The sequence below is a fragment of the Micromonospora sp. MW-13 genome (assembly GCF_003434305.1).
Lineage (GTDB): Bacteria > Actinomycetota > Actinomycetes > Mycobacteriales > Micromonosporaceae > Micromonospora.
The window spans coordinates 37,802-58,539 of record NZ_QKKX01000003.1 but is presented as its reverse complement, the minus strand read 5'-3'; the positions used below and the strand labels follow the sequence as shown (position 1 = coordinate 58,539).

Genomic DNA, 20,738 nt, shown 5'->3' with positions numbered 1-20,738 from the left:
TCGGCTGCTCCGCCAAGGGGGTGGACCAGTGGGCTGGACCACGAGCCGCCCGCAGCCCGCCCGGTTTCCCCCTTTCCTCCATCGTCGACGGAAAAGAGAACCGTCGATATCGAATCGTTACACGCCCACGCCTTGCCCGAAACCGATCCAGCGGCGCTAATTTGTTCAACCAATCGACATAATTTCGGCGGGGCCCGGCGTGGCCTCCGTCGACCGGACGACGCGGGCCCCGGCGTGGCCTCCGTCGGTCCCGACACGGTGCGCGGCCTCGGCGTGGCCCGCACCGGTACGACAGGCAGCCGGCACCGTCGTGGCCGGCACCGATCCGACCGGGGACGGTCTGCGGCGAGCGTCCCCAGGCACACCGCTGTCCAGCACGGACAAAGGAGCATGGAGTGTCCCGATTCCGCCGCCGCCGCTTACCCCGCGGCCCTCTCACCGCCACCCTCCTCACGCTGTCCCTCGTCGCCGGCGGCCTGGTCGCCGGCACCGCCGCCCAGGCCGCCCCGGCGACCTCGGCCCGGCCGGCGCAGGCCGCCCCGGCACCGGCGGCGCAGGCGCGGGCCGCCGCGGCCGACCCGTTCGCGGTGCTGGTCTTCTCCAGGACCGCCGGCTTCCGGCACGATTCCATCCCGGCCGGCCTCGCGGCCATCCAGAAGCTCGGCGCCGACAACGGGTTCACCGTCGACGCCAGCGAGGACGGGGCCGCCTTCACCGACGAGAACCTGGCGAAGTACCGGGCGGTCATCTGGCTGTCGACCACCGGGGACGTCCTCGACGCCGACCAGCAGGCCGCGTTCGAGCGCTACATCCAGGGCGGGGGCGGGTACGTCGGCATCCACGCCGCCTCGGACACCGAGTACAGCTGGTCCTGGTACGGCGACCTGGTCGGCGCGTACTTCGCCAGCCACCCGGCCAACCAGCAGGCCACCGTCAAGGTGGAGGACCACGCGCACCCGTCCACCGCCGCGCTGCCGGGCCGCTGGTCCCGGTTCGACGAGTGGTACAACTTCCGGTCCAACCCGCGCGGCGACGTGCACGTGCTGGCCAGCCTGGACGAGACGAGCTACAGCCCCGGGGCCGGCGCGATGGGCGCCGACCACCCGACCGCCTGGTGCCAGGACTTCGACGGCGGCCGGGCCTGGTACACCGGCGGCGGGCACACCCAGGAGTCGTACTCCGACCCGGAGTTCCTGACCCACCTGCTCGGCGGCATCCGCACCGCGGCCGGCGTCGAACGGGCCGACTGTGGCGCGTCGAAGACGTCGAGCTTCGAGAAGGTCACGCTGGACAGCAACACCAGCAACCCGATGGAGCTGGACGTCGCGCCGGACGGCCGGGTGTTCTACGTCGAGCGCGACGGCCGGGTGCAGATCGTCAAGCCGGACAGCGGAAACACGGTCACCGCGCTGCGGCTGGACGTCTTCACCGGCAATGAGGACGGCCTGATCGGGCTCCGCCTCGACCCGGACTTCGCCACCAACAACTGGGTGTACCTGTACTACGCCCCGAACGGCGGCGGCCCGCGCAACCACCTGTCCCGGTTCACCGTCACCGGGGACACCATCGACAAGGCCAGCGAGAAGGTCGTCCTCCAGGTCGCCACCCAGCGCAACACCTGCTGCCACGCCGGCGGCAGCATGACCTTCGACTCCGCCGGCAACCTGTACCTGGCCACCGGCGACAACACCAACCCGTTCGAGTCGGACGCGTTCACCCCGATCGACGAGCGGGCCGGCCGGCAGGACTACGACGCGCAGCGCAGCTCCGGCAACACCAACGACCTGCGCGGCAAGGTGATCCGGATCCACCCCGAGGACGACGGCACGTACACCGTGCCGGCGGGGAACCTGTTCGCGCCGGGCACCGCGAAGACCCGGCCGGAGATCTTCGCGATGGGCTTCCGCAACCCGTTCCGGATCGGCGTCGACCCGGCCACCGACACCCTCTACGTCGGCGACTACGGGCCGGACGCCGGCGCGGCGAACCCGAACCGGGGCCCCGAGGGCACGGTCGAGTGGAACATCGTCGACCGGCCGGGCAACTACGGCTGGCCGTACTGCACCGGGGCGAACTACGCGTACAACGACTACCAGTTCCCGTCGGGGCCGAGCGGGGCGAAGTTCGACTGCGCCGCGCCGGTGAACGACTCCCCCAACAACACCGGCCTGACCACCCTGCCCCCGGCCATCGCGGCCACGGTCGACTACGACTACTCCGGCAACCCGCGCTTCCCCGAGATCGGCGGCGGCGGCGCCCCGATGGCCGGCCCGGCCTACCGGTACGACGCCGACAACCCGTCGAAGACCAAGTGGCCGGCCTACTACGACGGCAAGGCGCTGTTCGGCGAGTGGAACCAGTCGAAGATGTACACGATGCAGGTCGGCGCGGACGGCAGGACGCTGGTCGACATCAACCAGTTGCTGACCGGGATGAGCCTGATCCGCCCGATGGACTTCGAGTTCGGGCCGGACGGCGCGCTGTACCTGATCGAGTGGGGCACCGGCTTCGGCGGCAACAACGACGACTCCGGGGTCTACCGGATCGACTACGTCGCCGGTGACCGGGCCCCGATCGTCGAGGCCAGCGCCGACCCGACCTCCGGGCCCGCGCCGCTGACCGTGCGGTTCTCCAGCGCCGGCTCCCGCGACCCGGACGGCGGCGCGCTCACCTACGCCTGGGCGTTCGGCGACGGGCAGACCTCCACCGAGGCCAACCCCACCCACACGTACGCCGAGGCCGGCGACTACACGGCGCAGCTCACCGTCACCAACCCCGCCGGCCGCACCGCCGTGGCGAACGTGCCGGTCACGGTCGGCAACACCGCCCCGACGGTGACCATCGAGTTCCCGCCCAACGGCGGCTTCTTCGACTGGGGCGACCAGGTCCGGTACACGATCAAGGTGACCGACCCGGAGGACGGCACTATCGACTGCGACCGGGTCCGGCTCCAGGTGCTGCTCGGCCACGACGAGCACGCGCACCCGCTGGAGCAGCACACCGGCTGCTCGGGCACCGTGCAGACGTCGCTGGCCTCCGGGCACGGCGCGGAGGCGAACGTCTTCGCGGTCTTCGAGGCGACGTACACCGACGACGGCGGGGTTGGCGGGGCCGGCCCGCTGACCGGCCGGGCCATCGAACAGTTGCAGCCCAAGCGCAAGCAGGCCGAGTACTTCACCGCCACCGGCCGGGCCCCCGGCGGCACCGGCGGCGGCGACCCGGGCGTGCAGAAGGAGGCCACCTCCGACCCGGCCGGCGGCGGCCAGAACATCGGCTTCATCGAGGACGGCGACTGGTGGTCGCTGGCCCCGGCCAGCCTGGCCGGCGTCGACTCGATCCGGTTCCGGGTGGCCTCGGCGACCCAGGGCGGGCGGATCGACGTGCACGCCAGCGCCGTCGACGGACCGCTGGTCGCGTCCGTCGCCGTGCCCGGCACCGGCGGCTGGCAGCAGTTCGTCGACGTGACCGCCCCGGTCACCGGCGCGGGTGCGGGCGCGGGCGCGCTCTACTTCGTCGCCAAGGACCCGGCCGGCGGGGCCGGCTCGGTGTTCAACGTCAACTGGATGGACTTCCTCGGCCGGGGCGTGACGGAGAACGCGCCGCCGCAGGTCACGGCCACGGCGACGCCGGCCACCGGCACCGCGCCGGTCACCGTCTCCTTCGACGGCACGGCCACCGACGCCGAGGGCGACACCCCGCTGACGTACGCCTGGGACTTCGGCGACGGCCAGACGGCGACCACCCTGGACGCCACCCACACGTACACCGTGCCGGGCACCTTCACCGCCACCCTGACGGTGACCGACGCCCGGGGCGCGAAGTCGTACGCGAACGTCCCGGTCCGGGTCGACGCGCCGAACACGTCCTGCTTCGGGGCGCGCTCGGACGACTTCCTCGGCACCAGCCTGGACAAGGCCCGCTGGACCGTGGTCCGGGAGAACCAGCTCTATTCCGTCTCCGGTGGGTCGCTGCGGCTGCCCACCTCCTCCGGCGACCTGTACGGCGCTCGCAACGACGCCACCAACCTGGTCCTCCAGCCCGCCCCGAGTGGCGCCTGGCAGGCCACCACGAAGATCACCCTGCCCACCACGGCCGACTACCAGCAGGCCGGCCTGCTGGTCTACGGCAACGACGACAACTACGCCAAGCTGGACCTGCTGCACGGCGGCACCCGCAAGGTGGAATTCATCCGGGAGACCGCCGGCTCGCCCCGCAACGAGGCGGCCGACAGCGCCGCCGCCCCGGCCGGCGACAGCGTCTACCTGCGACTGAGCAGCGACGGGACGAACCTGACGGCGGCGTTCTCAGCCGACGGGGCGACCTTCACCCCGGTCGGCCGGGCCGCCGCGCTCGCCGGCATCGACAACCCGCGGATCGGGTTGTTCGCGGTCAACGGCGGCACGAGCGCCCCGGTGGTGGACGCGGCGTTCGACTGGTTCCAGCTCTCGCCGGACGCCCCGGCCGGGCCGGTCGAGGCGTCCGACGAGTTCACCGGCAGCACCCTGGACAAGTGCCGGTGGAACGCGGTGCTGCGGGAGGATCCGGCCGCGTACCGGGTGACCGGCGGCGCGCTGCGCATCGACGTGCCGTCCGGCGACATCTACGGCGCCGCCAACACCGGGCCGACGAACTTCGTCCTCCAGACCGCGCCCTCGGGTGACTGGACCCTGGAGACGAAGGTCGACGGCAGCCTGCTGGCCGAGCAGTACCAGCAGGCCGGGCTGATCGTCCACGCCGACGACGACAACTACGTCAAGCTCGACTTCATCGTGGACAACCAGGCCGGTCAGCCGGTGACCCGGCGGATCGAGTTCCGCAGCGAGGTCGGCGCGGCCGTGCAGAACCCGCAGCCCCAGGTCAGCGACCTGACCTCGGCGGTGTGGCACCTGCGGCTGGCCCGCACCGGGAACACCTTCACCGCGTCGTACTCGGCAGACGGGCAGGACTGGCAGACGCTGGAGGCGTTGACCAACACCGCCGTCGGGTCCACCCCGAAGGTGGGCCTGTTCACCCTCGGCGCCAACGCGGCCACCCCGAAGACCGCGTCGTTCGAGTACTTCCGGCTCGGCACCGAGGCGGTCGACACGACCGCTCCGGTGACGACGGCCACGGTCTCCGGCACCCCGACCGAGGGCTGGCACACCGGGCCGGTCACGGTCACCCTGGCGGCGGCCGACGAGGCCGGCGGCAGCGGGGTGGCGGGCACCGAGTACCAGCTCGACGGGGCCACCACGTGGACCGCGTACGCCGGGCCGGTGCAGATCACCGGGGACGGCGCGCACGAGCTGCGGTTCCGCTCGACCGACGGGGCCGGCAACGTGGAGGAGACCAGGAAGGTCGCCGTGCGGATCGACGCCACCGCGCCGGTCAGCTCGGCGGCGTTCGCCCCGGCCAACGACGACGGCTGGCACGCCGGCACCGTCCCGGTGGTGCTCGCCTCCACCGACGCCGGTTCCGGGGTCGAGCAGCTGGAGTGGGCGCTCGACGGGGGCGCCTGGACGCCGTACACCGGGCCGGTCGAGGTAACCGGTGACGGCACGCACGAGCTGCTCTACCGGGCCACCGACACCGCCGGCAACGCCGAGACGCTGAAGTCGGCGGTGGTGAAGATCGACGGCAGCAAGCCGACGCTGCTGGTGTCCGGGATCGCCGACGGGCAGCTCTACGGCGACAGCCAGGACGTCCGGATCTCCTGGCAGGCGGTCGACCCGACCTCCGGCATCAAGGCGACGACCGGCGTGCTGGACGGCCGGGCGTACGCCGGCGGCACCCTCCAGGCCCTGTACGAGCTGCCGCTCGGGCTGCACGAGCTGACCGTGACCGCGACCGACAAGGCGGGCAACTCCACCACCTCGACGGTCCGGTTCTTCGTCACCACCTCGTTCCGGGACATGCAGAACCTGCTGGACCGGTTCAAGGCGACCGGGCGGCTCTCGACCAAGGCGCACCGGCAGTTGTCCAACAAGCTGGACGCGGTCCGGGCCTCCGAGGCGGCGGGCAACGACAAGCGGGCGGTGCAGCAGCTGACCGCCTTCCGGGCGTTGGCCGCCGACACCACCCTGGTGACCGAGGCCGACGTCCGGGACGTGCTGGTCCGCGACGCCGACGCCATGATCGTCCGGCTCGGCGGTGCGGCCAGCGGGGCCGGACTGAAGGCCAACGACGGCAAGCCGGTCAAGGGCGCCGGCCGGCTCGGTGACGATCCCACCCGGATCGCCCCCGGCCGCTCACTCTGAACAACCGGGGTCCGGTCCCGCCGTCCCTGGTGACGGCGGGGCCGGGCCCCACCCGACGATCCGAGCGGAGCACGTACCGATGCGTACCTGGAAGTTCCTCGCCGCCGCGCTCGTCGCGGCGGCCCTGGTGGCGCTGCCGACCGCCCCGGCCGCGGCGCACAGCGGGAAGCTCAAGCTGACGGTGGCCGGGGACGGGGCCGGCGGGGTCACCGTGCAGGCCACGCACGCCGACGGCCACCGGCTGGACCAGCCCGTGCGGCTGACCCTGACCGCCACCGGGGCCGGCGGCCGGACGGCCGGGCCGGTGCAACTCGAACCGGCCGGGGAGGGGCAGGGCTTCTACGCCAGCGGCCCGCTGCTCTCGCCCGGCCGCTGGCGGGTGACGGTCAGCGCGCCGGACCCGTACCGGGCCACCGCGAGCGCCACGGTGCAGGCCCGGGCCGCCCAGTCCCCGCCCCCGCCGCCCTCGGCCCGACCCGTCGCCGTGCAGGCCGGACCGGCCGGGCGGACGGAACAGCCGGGGGCCGGGTGGTGGCCGCTCGCGGCCGGCGGGCTCGGCGTCGTCGCGCTGCTGGCGGCGGTGCCGCTGGTACTCGTCCGACGCCGCCGGTCCGCCCCCTGACGAAATGACGCCGCCGGCCGCAGCAGCAGGGCGCGCCCGCCCCGGCGGGTGCGCCCTGCTGCCCGAGCGGGGCGGCCCGGGGGCGGGTCCCGTGCGGCCGGCTCAGCGGATGGCGTCGAGCACGTCGAGGTCGTCGTCGGTCGGCTGCCAGGTGCCAGCCTCCGCGTTGGCCCGCACCTGCTCCGGCGTGGTGGCTCCGGCGATCACCGAGGTCACCGCCGGCCGGGCGGCCAGGCCGCCGATGGCCACCTGGAGCAGGGACAGCCCCCGCTCGGCGGCGTACGCCTCCAGCGCCTCGATGACGTCCCACCGCGCGCCGGCCAGGCGCTCGGCGTACCTCCCGCCGCCGGCGAGCCGGCTGCCGGCGGGTGCCGCCTCGCCGCGCTTGTACTTGCCGGTGAGCAGCCCGTTGGCCAGCGGGAAGAACGGCAGCATGCCCAGGCCGAACCGCTCGCAGGCTCCGATGACCTCGGCCTCGACGCCCCGCTCCAGCAGGGAGTAGTGGTTCTGCGCGCTGATGAACCGGGCCCGCCCGTTGGACGAGGCGACCCAGTCGGCGTCGGCGATCTGCCAGCCGGTGAAGTTGGAGTTGCCGAGGTAGCGCACCTTGCCGGCGCGGACCAGGTCGTCCAGGGCGGCGAGGGTCTCGTCGATCGGGGTGCCCGGGTCCGGCTCGTGCATCTGGTACAGGTCGATGTGGTCGGTGCCGAGCCGGCGCAGCGACGCCTCCACCGCCCGGGCGATGTAGCGCCGGGCGCCCCGGGCGCCGTGGTCGGGGCCGTTGCGTCCCTGCATGTCCATGCCGAACTTGGTGGCCACCACCACGTCGTCCCGGCGGCCCTTGAGCACCTGGCCGAGCAGCTCCTCGGAGCCGCCCGGCTCGGCGCCGTAGATGTCGGCGGTGTCGAAGAGGTTGATGCCGGCGTCGAGGGCGGCGTCGACCACCGCCCGGGTGCCGTCGAGGTCCAGCTTGCGGCCGAAGTTGTTGCAGCCGACGCCGACCACGGACACCACGAGCCCGGAGTCGCCCAGCCGCCGGTAGGTCATCTCAGTCACGAGATCCACCCTATGCCCGCCCCGGCGCGGCCACCGGTCGGACGACCCGCGGCGCCAGCGCCGCCCACCCGCGCCGGCAACGGTCGCTCAGCCGGGCGCCGCCGCGAGACGGCGCGCGGTCCGGACGACCGCCGCCGGCACCCGCCCCGGCGGATCAGCCGGACGACCCCGGGCACGACCCGCCCAGTGGCGGATCAGCCGAGCGCCTCCGCGACCAGCCGGCGCGCGTCGGCGACGGTGGCGGCCAGCTCGGCCGGGGTGCGGCCGACCACGCCGAGCAGCCCCTGCGCCCGGCGGGCGAAGTCCACCGGAGCGTCCGGCAGCCGACCGGCCGAGGCAATCATGCCCTTCTCGTTCACCAGCCACCGCCCGGCCCGGCCGTGCAGCGCCTGGACGACCACCCCGACCGCCCGGAACAGGCAGCCGACCACGTAGCCGGCGTCCCCCGCCGCCGCGCCCTTGCCGGCGGCGTCGAGCAGGAACCCGGCCTCCCAACCGCCGGCCAGCAGGGCGGCGGCCAGCGCCGGCGGGTAGCACCCGGTCTCCGCCCGCAGCGCGGTCAGCTCCCCGGTCAGGTCGCCGAGCACCCGGCACAGCGCCACCTCGCCGGCGTAGGCGTGCGAGTAGAAGCCCAGCGGGTGCCCGGCCTGCACCCCGACGGTGTACCGACCGGCCCGGCAGTCGGCCCAGACCCGGCCCACCCGGTCGAGGTCGCGGTAGATCCAGTCCACCGCCACCCCGCCGACACGCAGCCAGCCGCCGCCGTCCACCCAGGGCCCCCAGCCGCCCGGCCCGGTCAGTTCCACCTCCTCGTCGGCCACCGAGGCGGCGACGGCGCGCAGCGCCGGCACGTCCAGGCCACCCCGGTAGTAGAGGCCCACGTCCCAGTCGGAGTCGGGCCGGTGGTCGCCCCGGGCCCGGCTGCCGCCGAGCGCCACCGCGACCACCCCGTCCACCGCGCAGAGCCGGTCGACCAGCTCGTCGCCGGTCACCTGACGTCCCAGACCGGCTCCGGCGTCTCCACCACCTCGCCGTCGCCCCGGAACAGCACGAACCGGTCGAAGGACCGGGTGAACCAGCGGTCGTGGGTCACCGCGACCACCGTCCCGGCGAACGCGGTCAGGCCCGTCTCCAGCGCCTCCGCGCTGGCCAGGTCCAGGTTGTCGGTGGGCTCGTCGAGCAGCAGCAGCGTCGCCCCGGACAGCTCCAGCAGCAGCACCAGGAAGCGGGCCTGCTGGCCGCCGGAGAGGGTGCCGAACCGCTGGTCGCCCTGCCCGGCCAGCTCGTACCGGCTCAGCGCCGCCATCGCCGCGTGCCGGTCCATCCCGGCCCGGTGCTCGTCGCCGCGCCAGAGGATGTCGACGAGCGTGCGGTCCACCAGCTCGGGGCGGTCGTGGGTCTGCGAGAAGTGGCCGGGGCGGACCCGGGCGCCGAGCCGGACCGTCCCGTCGTGCGCCACCGGGGCGAGCGCGGCGGCCCCGTCGACCGGGCCGTTGGCCGGGTCCGGGTCGGTGCCGCCCCGGGCCAGCAGCCGCAGGAAGTGCGACTTGCCGGTGCCGTTCGCGCCGAGGACCGCGACCCGGTCGCCGTACCAGACCTCCAGGTCGAAGGGGTAGGTCAGGCCGTCCAGCTCAAGCTGCTCGGCGACCACCGCGCGCTTGCCGGTCCGTCCGCCGGTCAGCTTCATCCGGATGTCCTGGTCCTTCGGGGGTACGGGCGGCGGCCCGGCCTCCTCGAACTTGCGCAGCCGGGTCTGCGCGGCCTGGTACCGCGAGGCCATCCCGTCGTTGTACGCGGCCTTCTGCTTGTACATCAGCATCAGCTCGCGCAGCTTCTGGTGCTCCTCGTCCCACCGCTTACGCAGCTCGTCGAGGCGGGCGTGCCGGGCCACCCGGGCCTCGTGCCAGCTCGCGAAGCCGCCCGGGTGCACCCAGGCGCCGCCACCCTCCACGGCGACCACCCGGTCCGCGGTGCGGGCCAGCAGCTCCCGGTCGTGCGAGACGTAGAGCACCGACTTCGGCGACTCGCGCAGCCGATCCTCCAGCCACCGCTTGCCGGGCACGTCGAGGAAGTTGTCGGGCTCGTCGAGCAGCAGCACCTCGTCGGGGCCGCGTAGCAGCAGTTCGAGGGCGAAGCGCTTCTGCTGGCCGCCGGAGAGGGTCCGCACCGGACGGTCCCGGGCGGCGTCCCAGGGCAGGTCGAGCACGATGGTGGCGACGGTGTCGAAAAGGACCTCGGCGTCGTACCCGCCGGTCTCGCCCCAGGCGGCGAGCGCGTCCGCGTACGCGAGCTGGGCCTTGCCCGCGGTGGTGCTGAACCTGCCGCGGGTCTCGGCCGCCCGCATGGCCGCCTCGGTCTCGGCGACTCGGCGGCCGGCGTCGCGCAGCGCGGGCGGGGCGAGCGACAGGGCCAGGTCGGCGAGGGTGGAGTCGTCGCCGATCATGCCGATGAACTGGCGCATCACGCCCAGGCCCCCGGAGCGGGAGACGGCACCGGAGCGCACCGGCAGGTCGCCGGCGACCATCCGCAGCAGCGTCGTCTTACCGGCCCCGTTCGGCCCGACCAGGGCGACCTTGGCGCCCTCGCCGACCCGGAACGAGACGTCGGTGAAGAGTTCCCGGCCGTCGGGCAGGATGTGCCCGACCATTGCCACGTCCACGTATCCCACGTCGGCATCCTGCCCGAGCGGGCGGGCCGGGCGACACTCGATTACCGGGTGACCCGCAGCACCCGGAAGCCCTTCTGGCTGGCGTGCCGCCCGACCTGCCAGCCCTGCTCGACCAGCCAGCGGTGCAGGGAGTCGCCGCCGAGGTGGCGGGCGACCACCAGCCAGGCCACGCCGTCCGGAGCGAGCCGGGGCAGCCAGCGCAACAGCAGCTCGTGCAGGCCCTCCTTGCCGATCCGGATGGGCGGGTTGGACCAGAGCTGGGCGAAGGTCACCTCGGCCGGCACCTCGGCCGGGGCGACGACCCGGACCCGGTCGGCGGCGCCGACCCGCTCGGCGTTGGCGGCGGTCAGCGCGCGGGCCCGTTCGTTGACGTCGACCGCCCAGACGGTGGCCGCCGGGGCACTGCCCGCCAGCACGCAGGTGATCGGGCCGAAGCCGCAGCCGAGGTCGAGCAGGGGGCCGGCGACGTCCGGCCCCGGCAGGGCCGCCTTGCGCAGCAGCACCGCCGTGCCCGGGTCGAGGCGGGTGGCGGAGAAGACCCCGCCGGCCGAGGTCAGGGTGTAGTCGCGCCCGGCGACGGTGAACTCGACCTCCCGGGGACGGGCGTCGGTTCCGGGTTCAGCGCTGAAGTAGTGGTCGCCGGTCACGCCCGGCATTCTCGCACCGGCGGGTCGGCGGCCGGTGGCGCGGTGGGCGGCGCCGACGACCCGGTACCGCGATATCCCGTTATTACCCCCTAAAGGGACAATAAGCCCCTAGTCTGGGCGGCATGGTGTATCGGTACGAATCCGATGAGGACGCCTTCGCGGAGCGTCCCCGGCCCGGCTCGGAACTGTCGACGATCGGCGACGCCGGTCCCGCCCGTACCGGGCCCTCTCCGTCGCGCTTCCCGACGCCGTCCCTGCCCCGGACCGCCCGCGTCGCGCCGCCCACCCCGCCGGGCCAGGTCCCGCCCCGCAGCGCGCCCCCGGCCCCCCCGCCGCCCGCCCGGACGGCCACCACCACCCCCCAGCCGCTGGACCCGCCCGAGTCCCGGCGGGCCCCGGAACCCGGCCGGGGTGGCGGCCGGCTCTGGCAGGTGCTGATCGGCGGCGCGGCGGTCCTGGTGCTGCTCGCCCTCTGCGGGCTGGCCGGCGCCGCCCTGCTGGCCGAGCGGACCTCGCAACCGCAGGTCACCCCGAGCCTGCCGGCCGCCGCCCCGTCGCCGTCGTCCACCGAACGGCAGGACATCGACTCCCGGGACACCGACCCGGCGCCGCTGACCGCCAAGGAGGTCTTCCCCGGCCGGACGCTGACGATCGGCGACGGCGAGGAGCCCTACCAGGTGCTCAAGACCCAGTCCAGCGCCAGCTGCCCGGCCGCCGCCACCGGCGAGGTGGCCGACCTGCTCGTCCGGCTCGGCTGCAGCCAGGTGGTCCGGGCCACCCTGCGCTCCCCCGGCGAGGAGTACCTGCTCACCGCGGGGCTGTTCAACCTGACCGACCTGGCCACCGCCCAGCGCGTCCGGGACCGCCTGCGGGAGCTGCTCGACGGGCGGGAGGGCCGGTTCCGCGGCATGCCGGCCGGCGACCGCACCGAGGCGCTCACCGACGCGCCGTCCCGGGTCGGCTGGCAGGTACGCGGCCACTACCTCGCGTACTGCCTGGTGGTCCGGGCCGACGGCGAGCCCGTCAAGGCCGGCGACCCGAAGGTCCGCGAGGTCCTGTACGACCTGATCGAACTGCACCTGGACAAGCAGGTGCTGGAGCGCCGCGCGACCGGCGGCTCGACCGGCCAGGCCAAGACCACCCCCGGCCCCGGCCGAACCGACTGACCCGACGGCCCTGCCCTGCCCGGCCCGCGCACCCCGGGCCGGCTGACCGGTGCGGGAAGCCCCGAGCTGTGGGAACCCCGGGCCCTCAGGCCTGCGTGGGGACGCGGAGCCGGCGGGTGAGGTCGGCGCGACGGGCGTACTCGGCCGGATCGTCGGGGTAGCCGACCGCGACCAGCGTCAGCCCGTGCGCCGGCGCCACCGTCACCTCGCTGGACCGGTCCCGCCGGGTCAACAGGCCGCCCGGCCAGTCCACCGGGCGCCGGCCGTCCCCGGCGACCAGCATCGCCCCGACCAGGCTGCGGACCATCGCCTGGCAGAACGCGTCGGCCTGGACGGTGGCGACCAGGATGCCGTCCGGGTCGCGCCGCCAGTCCAGCCGGGTCACCTCCCGCAGCGTGGTGGCGTTCTCCTTGCGCCGGCAGTACGCGGCGAAGTCGTGCTCCCCCACCAGCCCCGCCGCGGCGGCGTTGAGCCGGCCCGGGTCGAGCGCCCTCGGCCAGGCCAGCACCTCGTGCCGGCGCAGCGGCTCGGCCCCGAACGGCGCGTGGGTCACCCGGTACTCGTAGCGGCGGAAGGTCGCCGAGAACCGGGCGTCGAAGTCGGCCGGCACCTCGGTCATCGCCCGCACCCGCACGTCGGTCGGGAGCAGCCGGGCCAGCCGGCGCAGCAGCGAGCCCTCCCACTCGCGCCACCCGGCGGCGGGCAGGTCGAGGTGGCAGACCTGGCCGGTGGCGTGCACCCCGGCGTCCGTCCGCCCGGCCACGGTCAGCCCGGTCGCCACGCCCGCCCCGAGGACCAGGTCCAGGGTCTGCACGAGCACGCCGGCCACCGTCCGCCGGGTCGGCTGGGCCGCCCAGCCGGAGAAGCCCGTGCCGTCGTACGAGACGTCCAGCCGCAGCCGGGTCCGCTCGTCCACCTCGCGTACCTCCAGTGACGGGTCGGGCCCGGCACCCCACAGGGGGTGCCGGGCCCGACGGTGCCGTTGCTCAGGCCTTGTTCTCGGTGGCCTCGTCGCTGTCCTCGCGGGCGGCGTCGGTGTCGCCGGACGCCGACACCGGCGCCTCGGCGTCCTGGTCGCCGGACTTCGCCTGCGGGGTCTCCTCCGCGGGGGCGAGCGCCTCGACCTTGTCCTGCTGCGCGGCCTTGCGAGCGGTGGTCTTCTTGTTCGCCTTCGGCTCGGTGACCTGCAACTCCTCGACCAGCTCGATGATCGCCATCGGAGCGGCGTCACCCTTGCGCGGGCCGGTCTTCACGATCCGGGTGTAGCCACCGTTGCGGTTGGCGTACCGGGGCGCGATCTGGTCGAACAGGGCGTAGACCACGTCCTTGTCCTTGACGACGCCCAGCACCCGCCGGCGGGACGCGAGATCGCCCCGCTTGGCCTTGGTGATGAGCTGCTCGGCCAGCGGACGCAGCCGCCGGGCCTTCGTCTCGGTGGTCTGGATCTTGCCGTGCTGGAACAGCGCGGTGGCCAGGTTGGCCAGCATCAGCCGCTCGTGCGCGGGGCTGCCGCCGAGGCGGGGGCCCTTGGTGGGCGTGGGCATGCTTGGTGCTCCTCAGGTATGGCGGCAGCGGGGACTAGAGCTGCTCGGTCTCGCGGTAGTCGTCGGTGTCGTAGTCGGCCTCACCGAAGGCGTCCACGACGTTCGCCGGGTCGAAGTTCGGGGCCGAGTCCTTCAGCCCCAGACCCATCCCGGCCAGCTTCATCTTGACCTCGTCGATCGACTTCTGGCCGAAGTTGCGGATGTCGAGGAGGTCGGCCTCGGTGCGCCCGATCAGCTCACCGACGGAGTTGATGCCCTCGCGCTTGAGGCAGTTGTAGGAGCGGACGGTGAGGTCCAGCTCCTCGATCGGCAGGGCCAGGTCCGCCGCCAGCTGCGCGTCCTGCGGGGACGGCCCGATGTCGATGCCCTCGGCGGTCTCGTCCAGCTCCCGGGCCAGCCCGAAGAGCTCCACCAGCGTCGAGCCGGCGGAGGCCAGCGCGGTGCGCGGGCCCATCGACGGCTTGGTCTCGACGTCGATGATCAACCGGTCGAAGTCGGTCCGCTGCTCGACCCGGGTCGCCTCGACGCGGTACGTCACCTTCAGCACCGGCGAGTAGATCGAGTCGACCGGGATCCGGCCGATCTCGGCGCCGGCCTGCTTGTTCTGCGCCGCGGTCACGTAGCCGCGACCCCGCTCGACGGTCAGCTCCATGTCGAGCCGGCCCTTGCCGTTGAGGGTCGCGAGCTTCAGGTCCGGGTTGTGCACCGAGACGCCGGCCGGGGGCTGGATGTCGCCCGCCGTCACGTCGCCCGGGCCCTGCTTGCGCAGGTACATGCTGACCGGCTCGTCGTGCTCGGAGCTGACGCACAGCTCCTTGATGTTCATGACGAGCTCGACCACGTCCTCCTTGACGCCGGGGATCGTGGTGAACTCGTGCAGCACGCCGTCGATCTTGATGGAGGTGACCGCCGCACCCGGGATGGACGACAGCAGCGTGCGCCGCAGCGAGTTGCCCAGGGTGTAGCCGAAGCCCGGCTCCAGCGGCTCGATGGTGAACCGGGACCGGGTCTCGTTGATCGACTCTTCGGACAGAGACGGTCGCTGGCTGATGAGCATGTCTTCTCTTCTCTTCCGGGACGCCCGCTATTTGACGTCCACGACACAAACTGTTCCGGTGGCCCGCCCCGCAGGACGGACCACCGCAACGAGCCCGACTACTTGGAGTAGAGCTCGACGATCAGCTGCTCCTGGACCTGGGTGTCGATCACCTGGCGGGCCGGGAGCGAGTGCACGAGAACCTTCATCTGGCTCGGGATGGCCTCCAGCCACGCCGGGACCGTCCTCGATCCAGCCTGAGCCTGCGCCACGACGAACGGGGTGAGCTCCTTGCTCTTGGCCCGAACCTCGATGATGTCGTGCTCCTTCACCCGGAACGACGGGATGTCGACCTTCTTGCCGTTCACCGTGAAGTGGCCGTGCTTGACCAGCTGGCGGGCCATGTCACGCGAGTGCGCGTAGCCGGCCCGGTAGACCACGTTGTCGAGCCGCGACTCGAGGATCTGCAGGAGGACCTCACCGGTCTTGGCCTGCTTGGCCACGGCCTCCTGGTAGTAACCGCGGAACTGCTTCTCCAGCACGCCGTACACGCGACGGGCCTTCTGCTTCTCACGGAGCTGGAGCAGGTACTCCGTCTCCTTCGTGCGGCCGCGGCCGTGCTGCCCGGGCGGGAACGGCCGGGACTCGAACGGGCACTTCGGGCCATCGCACTTGCTGCCCTTGAGGAACAGCTTCATCTTCTCCCGCCGGCAACGGCGGCAGTCAGCACCGGTGTAACGAGCCATCTCTCTCTAACCTCTCAGACCCGGCGACGCTTCGGCGGACGGCACCCGTTGTGCGGCTGCGGGGTCACGTCGGAGATCTGACCGACCTCCAGCCCGACGGCCTGCAGCGAACGGATGGCGGTCTCCCGGCCGGAGCCGGGACCCTTGACGAACACGTCGACCTTGCGCATGCCGTGCTCCATCGCCCGGCGCGCGGCGGCCTCGGCGGCCAACTGCGCGGCGAACGGGGTCGACTTGCGGGAGCCCTTGAAGCCCACCTGGCCCGCGGAGGCCCAGGAGATGACCGCACCGGTCGGGTCCGTGATGGACACGATGGTGTTGTTGAAGGTGCTCTTGATGTGCGCCTGCCCGTGGGCGACGTTCTTGCGTTCCTTGCGCCGGACCTTCTTGACGGCGGCTCCGGCACGAGCCTTCGGTGGCATAAGTCTGTGCGCTCCTAGTTACTTCTTGCCGGGCTTCTTCTTGCCGGCGACGGTCCGCTTCGGGCCCTTGCGGGTCCGCGCGTTGGTCCGGGTCCGCTGGCCACGCACGGGCAGGCCCCGGCGGTGCCGGATACCCGCGTAGCAGCCGATCTCGACCTTGCGGCGGATGTCAGCGGCGACCTCGCGGCGCAGGTCGCCTTCAACCTTGTAGTTGCCCTCGATGTGGTTGCGGAGCTGGACCAGCTCCTCGTCCGTGAGGTCCCGAGCGCGCTTGTCCGGCGAGATGCCGGTGGCGGCGAGCGTCTCCAGGGCGCGGGTACGACCCACGCCGAAGATGTAGGTGAGCGCGATCTCCATCCGCTTTTCGCGGGGGAGATCCACGCCGGCTAGACGTGCCATGTGCGGGCGTACTCCTTGTGGTGTTCTGCGGAGGTCTGCACCCGCCCCACCCCGCTCCGGTCGGCCCGGCGCCGTGGCGCCGGGAGGATCGACCGCTGCCCGAACGGGCCCCGGCCTCCGACCGGGGGTCAACCACGCAGGGGTACGCGCTACGCGCACCGCTCGCGGCTGGGACGAGCTGATGATGTGTTGGCTGGACCTGCGGCCCGGACCGGTTCGACCGGCCGTGATCAGTAGGTCACGGACGATCGGACTGATTCAGCCCTGGCGCTGCTTGTGACGCGGGTCGCTGCAGATGACCATGACCCGGCCGTGCCGACGGATCACCCGGCACTTGTTGCAGATCCTCTTGACGCTCGGCTTGACCTTCACGGTTGCCTTACTTCCCATCTGGCCCGGAGACGCGACAACGCGCGACGCCGGACGTCGAAGACGGACACGGGGACTACCCGGCCGCCGTCAGGTCGCTTACTTGTAGCGGTAGACGATGCGCCCGCGGGTCAGGTCGTACGGCGAGAGTTCGACGACGACCCGGTCCTCCGGCAGGATGCGGATGTAGTGCTGCCGCATCTTGCCGCTGATGTGAGCCAGCACCTTGTGGCCGTTCGCGAGCTCCACCCGGAACATGGCGTTCGGCAGGGGCTCGATGACCCGACCCTCGATCTCGATGGCTCCGTCTTTTTTCGGCATGTCCTCCGCTGTCCTGACGTCGGTTGCTCCGGACGGCCCACAACGTCTTACACGGGCCCCCGAAACATCGATCGGGTGCCCGAGCCAGCCGCGGCTCCGACTCCCACCGAAGCGCAGGGTGGGCATGCCGGAGTGGACGCTGTGCGCCGATCTGAAAGTGTACGCCCGCCCCCACGTGCCCGCCAAACCGGCCACCCCCACCGTCACCCGACCGAAGGAACTCCGGCGCGACGGCCGACGGAAGGTGATCCCGGTCACGCGCGGTGGCCGGATCGACCCGGCTCCGGCCCGCCGGGTGGGGGCGGTTGTGACGCAACCGACATGCCGCACGACGCGTCGGAGCGCCGGCGGCCGGCCCCAGGACACCGTCACCGGGTCGGGAGGCAGAGCCAGGCGTGCGACGGCGAGGGTCAGGCGCTCGGCGAGGCGACCGGCTGGCGGGAGGTGACCAGGTCGCCGAGGCGCCCCCGGCCCCCGTCGAACGCGGTCAGCACCCACACCCCGTCGGGCAGCAGCGCCATCGAGTGCTCGACGTGCACCGCCATCGAGCCGTCCCGGGTGACCACCGTCCAGCCGTCGGCCAACTCGGCGGTACGCGGCGAGCCCATGGTGATCATCGGCTCGATGGCCAGCGCCAGGCCCGGCACCAGCCGGGGGCCCTTGCCGGGCCGGCCGTGGTTGAGCACGTGCGGGTCCTGGTGCATCTCCGTGCCGATGCCGTGCCCGCCGTACCCGTCGACGATGCCGTACCGGCCGCCCTTGCGCACCGCGGTCTCCACCGCGTGCGAGATGTCGGTCAGCCGGCCCCTGCCGCTGGCCGCCCCCCGTGCCGCCGCGGCGATCCCGGCCCACATCGAGTCCTCGGCCACCGCGGCCATCTTCAGCAGCGCCGGGTCGACCTCCCCCACGCCGACGGTGATCGCCGCGTCGCCGTGCCAGCCGTTCAGCACCGCGCCGCAGTCGATCGAGATCAGGTCGCCCTCCCGGAGCACCTGAGCGGGCGACGGGATGGCATGCACCACCTGCTCGTTGACCGACGAGCAGATCGAGGCGGGAAAGCCGTGGTAGCCCTTGAACGAGGGGACCGCTCCGGCCTCGCGGATCGTCGACTCGGCGATCGCGTCCAGGTCCGCGGTGCTGATCCCGGGGGCGACCGCCTCCCGCATCCGACGCAGCGCCTCGGCGACCACCAGCCCGGCGGCGCGCATCTTCTCGATCTGGTCGGGGGTCTTCAGCTGGATGTCCAGCTGGGGACGACGCATGGAGCCGCTACCTTTCGTCGCGCGGAACAGCGGGGCACGTCGCACGTACCCCGCTGTTCGCACTCTATCCGCCGGAGCCCCGGCAGTCGTCAGCCGCCGTACGAGCGGAGGGCGTCGATGGCCCGGACGGTGACGTCCTCCACCGGGCCGGTGGCGTCGATGCCCACCAGCTTGCCCTGGGCGCCGTAGTAGTCCACCAGCGGCGCGGTCTTCTCGGCGTACTCGCGCAGCCGGGCAGCGATGGTCTCCGGCTTGTCGTCGTCGCGCTGGAACAGCTCCGCGCCACAGCGGTCGCAGATGCCGTCCCGCGTCGTCGCGTCGAACTCGACGTGCCAGATCTTCCCGCAGCCCCGGCAGGTACGCCGGCCGGAGAGCCGCCGGATCACCTCGTCGTCGTCGACGACCAGCTCCAGCACCAGGTCCAGCGCGGTACCGAGGTCGGCGAGCAGCTTGTCCAGCGCGGCGGCCTGCGGCGTGGTCCGCGGAAAGCCGTCGAGCAGGAAGCCCTCACCGGCGTCCGGCTCGGCGAGCCGGTCCCGAACCATGTTGATGGTCACCTCGTCCGGGACCAGCTTGCCGGCATCCATGTACCGCTTGGCCTCGATGCCCAGGGGCGTGCCCTGGGAGACGTTCGCCCGGAAGATGTCACCGGTCGAGATCTTCGGCACCGAGAGGTGAGCGGCGATGAACTCCGCCTGTGTGCCCTTGCCCGCGCCCGGCGGGCCAACCAGAACGAGTCGCATCTACCGCAGGAACCCTTCGTAGTTCCGCTGCATGAGTTGGCTCTCGATCTGCTTCACGGTCTCCAGACCGACGCCGACCATGATGAGCACAGCGGTGCCGCCGAACGGGAAGTTCTGGAACTGCTGGTTGTTCAGCCAGATGAAGAAGAAGTTCGGCAGGACCGCGACGATGCCCAGGTAGAGCGCGCCCGGCAGGGTGATCCGGCTGAGGATGAAGTCGAGGTAGTCGGCGGTCGGCTTGCCGGGGCGGATGCCCGGCACGAAGCCGCCGTACTTCTTCATGTTGTCCGCGACCTCGGTCGGGTTGAACGTGATCGACACGTAGAAGTACGTGAAGAAGATGATCAGCAGGAAGTAGATCACGATGTGCGCCGGGCTCGACGGGTTGACCACGTTGTTCTGGATCCAGGCCTGGGTCTTGCCCGGGTTGTTCTGGTCGAAGAACTGGAGCGCGAGCTGCGGCAGGTAGAGCAGCGACGAGGCGAAGATGACCGGGATGACACCCGCCTGGTTGACCTTCAGCGGGATGTAGGTCGAGGTGCCGCCGTACATCCGCCGGCCGATCATCCGCTTGGCGTACTGCACCGGGATCCGGCGCTGCGCCTGCTCGATGAAGGTGACGGCGGTGATGACCACCAGGACCAGCGCGAGCACCAGGAAGAACTTGCCCCAGCCCTGCTGGGTCTTGATCTTCCAGCCCTCGCTGGGGAGGCGGGCCGCGATCGAGGTGAAGATCAGCACCGACATGCCGTTGCCGACGCCCCGGTCGGTGATCAGCTCGCCGAGCCACATCACCATGCCGGTGCCGGCGGTCATCGTCATGACCAGGATGGTCAGCGTCAGCCAGTCCGGGATGCCGGTGCCCTCGGGGACGATCGGGAACTGGTCGCAGCGGTTCTGGAAGAGCTGCCCGGAGCGGGCCAGCGCCACGAACGCCGACGACTGGAGGATGCCCAGGCCGAGGGTGAGGTAGCGGGTGTACTGGGTGATCTTCGCCTGGCCGGCCTGGCCCTCCTTGCGGAGCTGCTCCAACCGCGGGATGACCACGGTGAGCAGTTGCAGGATGATCGACGCGGTGATGTAGGGCATGATGCCCAGCGCGAAGACCGAGAGCTGGAGCAGCGCCCCGCCGGAGAAGAGGTCGAGCAGGTTCAGCACACCTGTCGAGCTGCCCTGGAGGGTGTCGAGGCACTTCTGGACGTTGCCGTACGAGACACCCGGGCTGGGCAGCGTCGCGCCGAGCCGGTAGACCGCGATGATGCCTACCGTGAACAGCAGCTTCTTGCGCAGGTCAGGCGTACGGAACGCACTGAGAAAGGCGGACAGCAACTTCTTCCTCCTGCGCGAGGCGGGCCGCCGGTGGTGGTCCCTGGCGGGTCGGGGTGGGTGCCGGGCGAGCGCCCGATATCCATAGCTGGGATGGGACTCTAACAGCCCGATCCCGGTCCGGGCAGGTGTGCCCGGCTACATAAACCGAATCCGATATTACCCGGTGCACACG

At 72.5% G+C, this 20,738-nt stretch carries 18 protein-coding genes; 3 read left to right on the top strand and 15 right to left on the bottom strand.

Annotation, left to right across the window (positions count from 1 at the left end):
• The first annotated feature begins 395 nt into the window (after positions 1-395).
• Together C5N14_RS02225 and C5N14_RS02220 are read left to right on the top strand one after the other, a co-directional pair.
• The gene (locus tag C5N14_RS02225) at positions 396-6,236 is read left to right on the top strand and encodes a ThuA domain-containing protein (protein ID WP_117665123.1); all 5,841 of its coding nucleotides are present in this window, start codon (positions 396-398) and stop codon (positions 6,234-6,236) included.
• 79 nt (positions 6,237-6,315) lie between these two features.
• Positions 6,316-6,858 (top strand): hypothetical protein, encoded by a 543-nt coding sequence (locus C5N14_RS02220; RefSeq protein WP_117665122.1) that lies wholly within the window; start codon positions 6,316-6,318, stop codon positions 6,856-6,858.
• A 102-nt stretch (positions 6,859-6,960) separates the two neighbouring features.
• Here the strand turns inward: C5N14_RS02220 and C5N14_RS02215 are convergent, their stop codons facing one another.
• The 4 genes from C5N14_RS02215 to C5N14_RS02200 form a co-directional block, all read right to left on the bottom strand.
• Positions 6,961-7,923: an aldo/keto reductase gene (locus C5N14_RS02215; RefSeq protein WP_207892592.1), complete on the bottom strand. Its 963-nt coding sequence runs from the start codon at positions 7,921-7,923 to the stop codon at positions 6,961-6,963.
• 185 nt (positions 7,924-8,108) lie between these two features.
• Complete coding sequence (locus tag C5N14_RS02210) at positions 8,109-8,906, bottom strand: nucleotidyltransferase domain-containing protein (RefSeq protein WP_117665120.1); 798 nt, start codon at positions 8,904-8,906, stop codon at positions 8,109-8,111.
• Positions 8,903-10,582 carry an ABC-F family ATP-binding cassette domain-containing protein gene (locus tag C5N14_RS02205; protein ID WP_117665119.1) on the bottom strand — a complete coding sequence of 560 codons (1,680 nt, stop codon included), beginning with the start codon at positions 10,580-10,582 and terminating at the stop codon, positions 8,903-8,905. Before C5N14_RS02205 ends, C5N14_RS02210 begins: the two co-directional genes overlap by 4 nt.
• A gap of 41 nt (positions 10,583-10,623) precedes the next feature.
• A complete protein-coding gene (locus C5N14_RS02200) occupies positions 10,624-11,229 on the bottom strand; it encodes a class I SAM-dependent methyltransferase (protein WP_117665192.1) in 606 nt (201 codons plus the stop codon).
• A gap of 122 nt (positions 11,230-11,351) precedes the next feature.
• Between C5N14_RS02200 and C5N14_RS02195 the strand changes: the two genes are divergently transcribed.
• Entirely contained in the window at positions 11,352-12,395 is a 1,044-nt protein-coding gene (locus C5N14_RS02195; protein WP_207892591.1) for a hypothetical protein, read from the top strand.
• A gap of 85 nt (positions 12,396-12,480) precedes the next feature.
• On the opposite strand, the gene truA is transcribed toward C5N14_RS02195, so the two are convergent.
• The 11 genes from truA to secY all read right to left on the bottom strand — a co-directional run bounded on the left by truA (position 12,481) and on the right by secY (position 20,566).
• Positions 12,481-13,311 carry a tRNA pseudouridine(38-40) synthase TruA gene (gene truA, locus C5N14_RS02190; RefSeq protein ID WP_117665118.1) on the bottom strand — a complete coding sequence of 277 codons (831 nt, stop codon included), beginning with the start codon at positions 13,309-13,311 and terminating at the stop codon, positions 12,481-12,483.
• Positions 13,312-13,381: 70 nt separating this feature from the next.
• Positions 13,382-13,939, bottom strand: a complete 558-nt coding sequence (gene rplQ / locus C5N14_RS02185) for a 50S ribosomal protein L17 (RefSeq protein ID WP_117665117.1) — start codon at positions 13,937-13,939, stop codon at positions 13,382-13,384.
• Positions 13,940-13,973: 34 nt separating this feature from the next.
• Positions 13,974-14,996, bottom strand: coding sequence for a DNA-directed RNA polymerase subunit alpha (locus C5N14_RS02180; protein ID WP_117665116.1), 1,023 nt, complete (start codon positions 14,994-14,996; stop codon positions 13,974-13,976).
• Positions 14,997-15,094: 98 nt separating this feature from the next.
• The gene (gene rpsD, locus C5N14_RS02175) at positions 15,095-15,721 is read right to left on the bottom strand and encodes a 30S ribosomal protein S4 (protein ID WP_117665115.1); all 627 of its coding nucleotides are present in this window, start codon (positions 15,719-15,721) and stop codon (positions 15,095-15,097) included.
• Positions 15,722-15,735: 14 nt separating this feature from the next.
• Positions 15,736-16,143 (bottom strand): 30S ribosomal protein S11, encoded by a 408-nt coding sequence (gene rpsK, locus C5N14_RS02170; protein WP_007073011.1) that lies wholly within the window; start codon positions 16,141-16,143, stop codon positions 15,736-15,738.
• An 18-nt stretch (positions 16,144-16,161) separates the two neighbouring features.
• Positions 16,162-16,542, bottom strand: a complete 381-nt coding sequence (rpsM, locus tag C5N14_RS02165; RefSeq protein ID WP_117665114.1) for a 30S ribosomal protein S13 — start codon at positions 16,540-16,542, stop codon at positions 16,162-16,164.
• A 258-nt stretch (positions 16,543-16,800) separates the two neighbouring features.
• On the bottom strand, positions 16,801-16,914 hold the full coding sequence (rpmJ, locus tag C5N14_RS02160) for a 50S ribosomal protein L36 (protein WP_043965539.1): 114 nt from the start codon (positions 16,912-16,914) through the stop codon (positions 16,801-16,803).
• A 96-nt stretch (positions 16,915-17,010) separates the two neighbouring features.
• Positions 17,011-17,232 (bottom strand): translation initiation factor IF-1, encoded by a 222-nt coding sequence (gene infA / locus C5N14_RS02155; RefSeq protein WP_007073013.1) that lies wholly within the window; start codon positions 17,230-17,232, stop codon positions 17,011-17,013.
• Between the two features lie 410 nt (positions 17,233-17,642).
• Positions 17,643-18,494: a type I methionyl aminopeptidase gene (gene map / locus C5N14_RS02145; protein ID WP_117665112.1), complete on the bottom strand. Its 852-nt coding sequence runs from the start codon at positions 18,492-18,494 to the stop codon at positions 17,643-17,645.
• A gap of 89 nt (positions 18,495-18,583) precedes the next feature.
• Positions 18,584-19,237, bottom strand: a complete 654-nt coding sequence (locus C5N14_RS02140) for an adenylate kinase (protein WP_117665111.1) — start codon at positions 19,235-19,237, stop codon at positions 18,584-18,586.
• A complete protein-coding gene (gene secY, locus C5N14_RS02135) occupies positions 19,238-20,566 on the bottom strand; it encodes a preprotein translocase subunit SecY (protein ID WP_117665110.1) in 1,329 nt (442 codons plus the stop codon).
• Positions 20,567-20,738: the final 172 nt, after the last annotated feature.

Coding starts and splice junctions, on each gene's coding strand:
- C5N14_RS02220 (WP_117665122.1), top strand. CDS start 6,316: ATGCGTACCTGGAAGTTCCTCGCCGCCGCGCTCGTCGCGGCGGCCCTG.
- C5N14_RS02195 (WP_207892591.1), top strand. CDS start 11,352: ATGGTGTATCGGTACGAATCCGATGAGGACGCCTTCGCGGAGCGTCCC.
- rplQ (WP_117665117.1), bottom strand. CDS start 13,939: ATGCCCACGCCCACCAAGGGCCCCCGCCTCGGCGGCAGCCCCGCGCAC.
- C5N14_RS02180 (WP_117665116.1), bottom strand. CDS start 14,996: ATGCTCATCAGCCAGCGACCGTCTCTGTCCGAAGAGTCGATCAACGAG.
- rpsD (WP_117665115.1), bottom strand. CDS start 15,721: ATGGCTCGTTACACCGGTGCTGACTGCCGCCGTTGCCGGCGGGAGAAG.
- rpsK (WP_007073011.1), bottom strand. CDS start 16,143: ATGCCACCGAAGGCTCGTGCCGGAGCCGCCGTCAAGAAGGTCCGGCGC.
- rpsM (WP_117665114.1), bottom strand. CDS start 16,542: ATGGCACGTCTAGCCGGCGTGGATCTCCCCCGCGAAAAGCGGATGGAG.
- infA (WP_007073013.1), bottom strand. CDS start 17,232: ATGCCGAAAAAAGACGGAGCCATCGAGATCGAGGGTCGGGTCATCGAG.
- map (WP_117665112.1), bottom strand. CDS start 18,494: ATGCGTCGTCCCCAGCTGGACATCCAGCTGAAGACCCCCGACCAGATC.
- C5N14_RS02140 (WP_117665111.1), bottom strand. CDS start 19,237: ATGCGACTCGTTCTGGTTGGCCCGCCGGGCGCGGGCAAGGGCACACAG.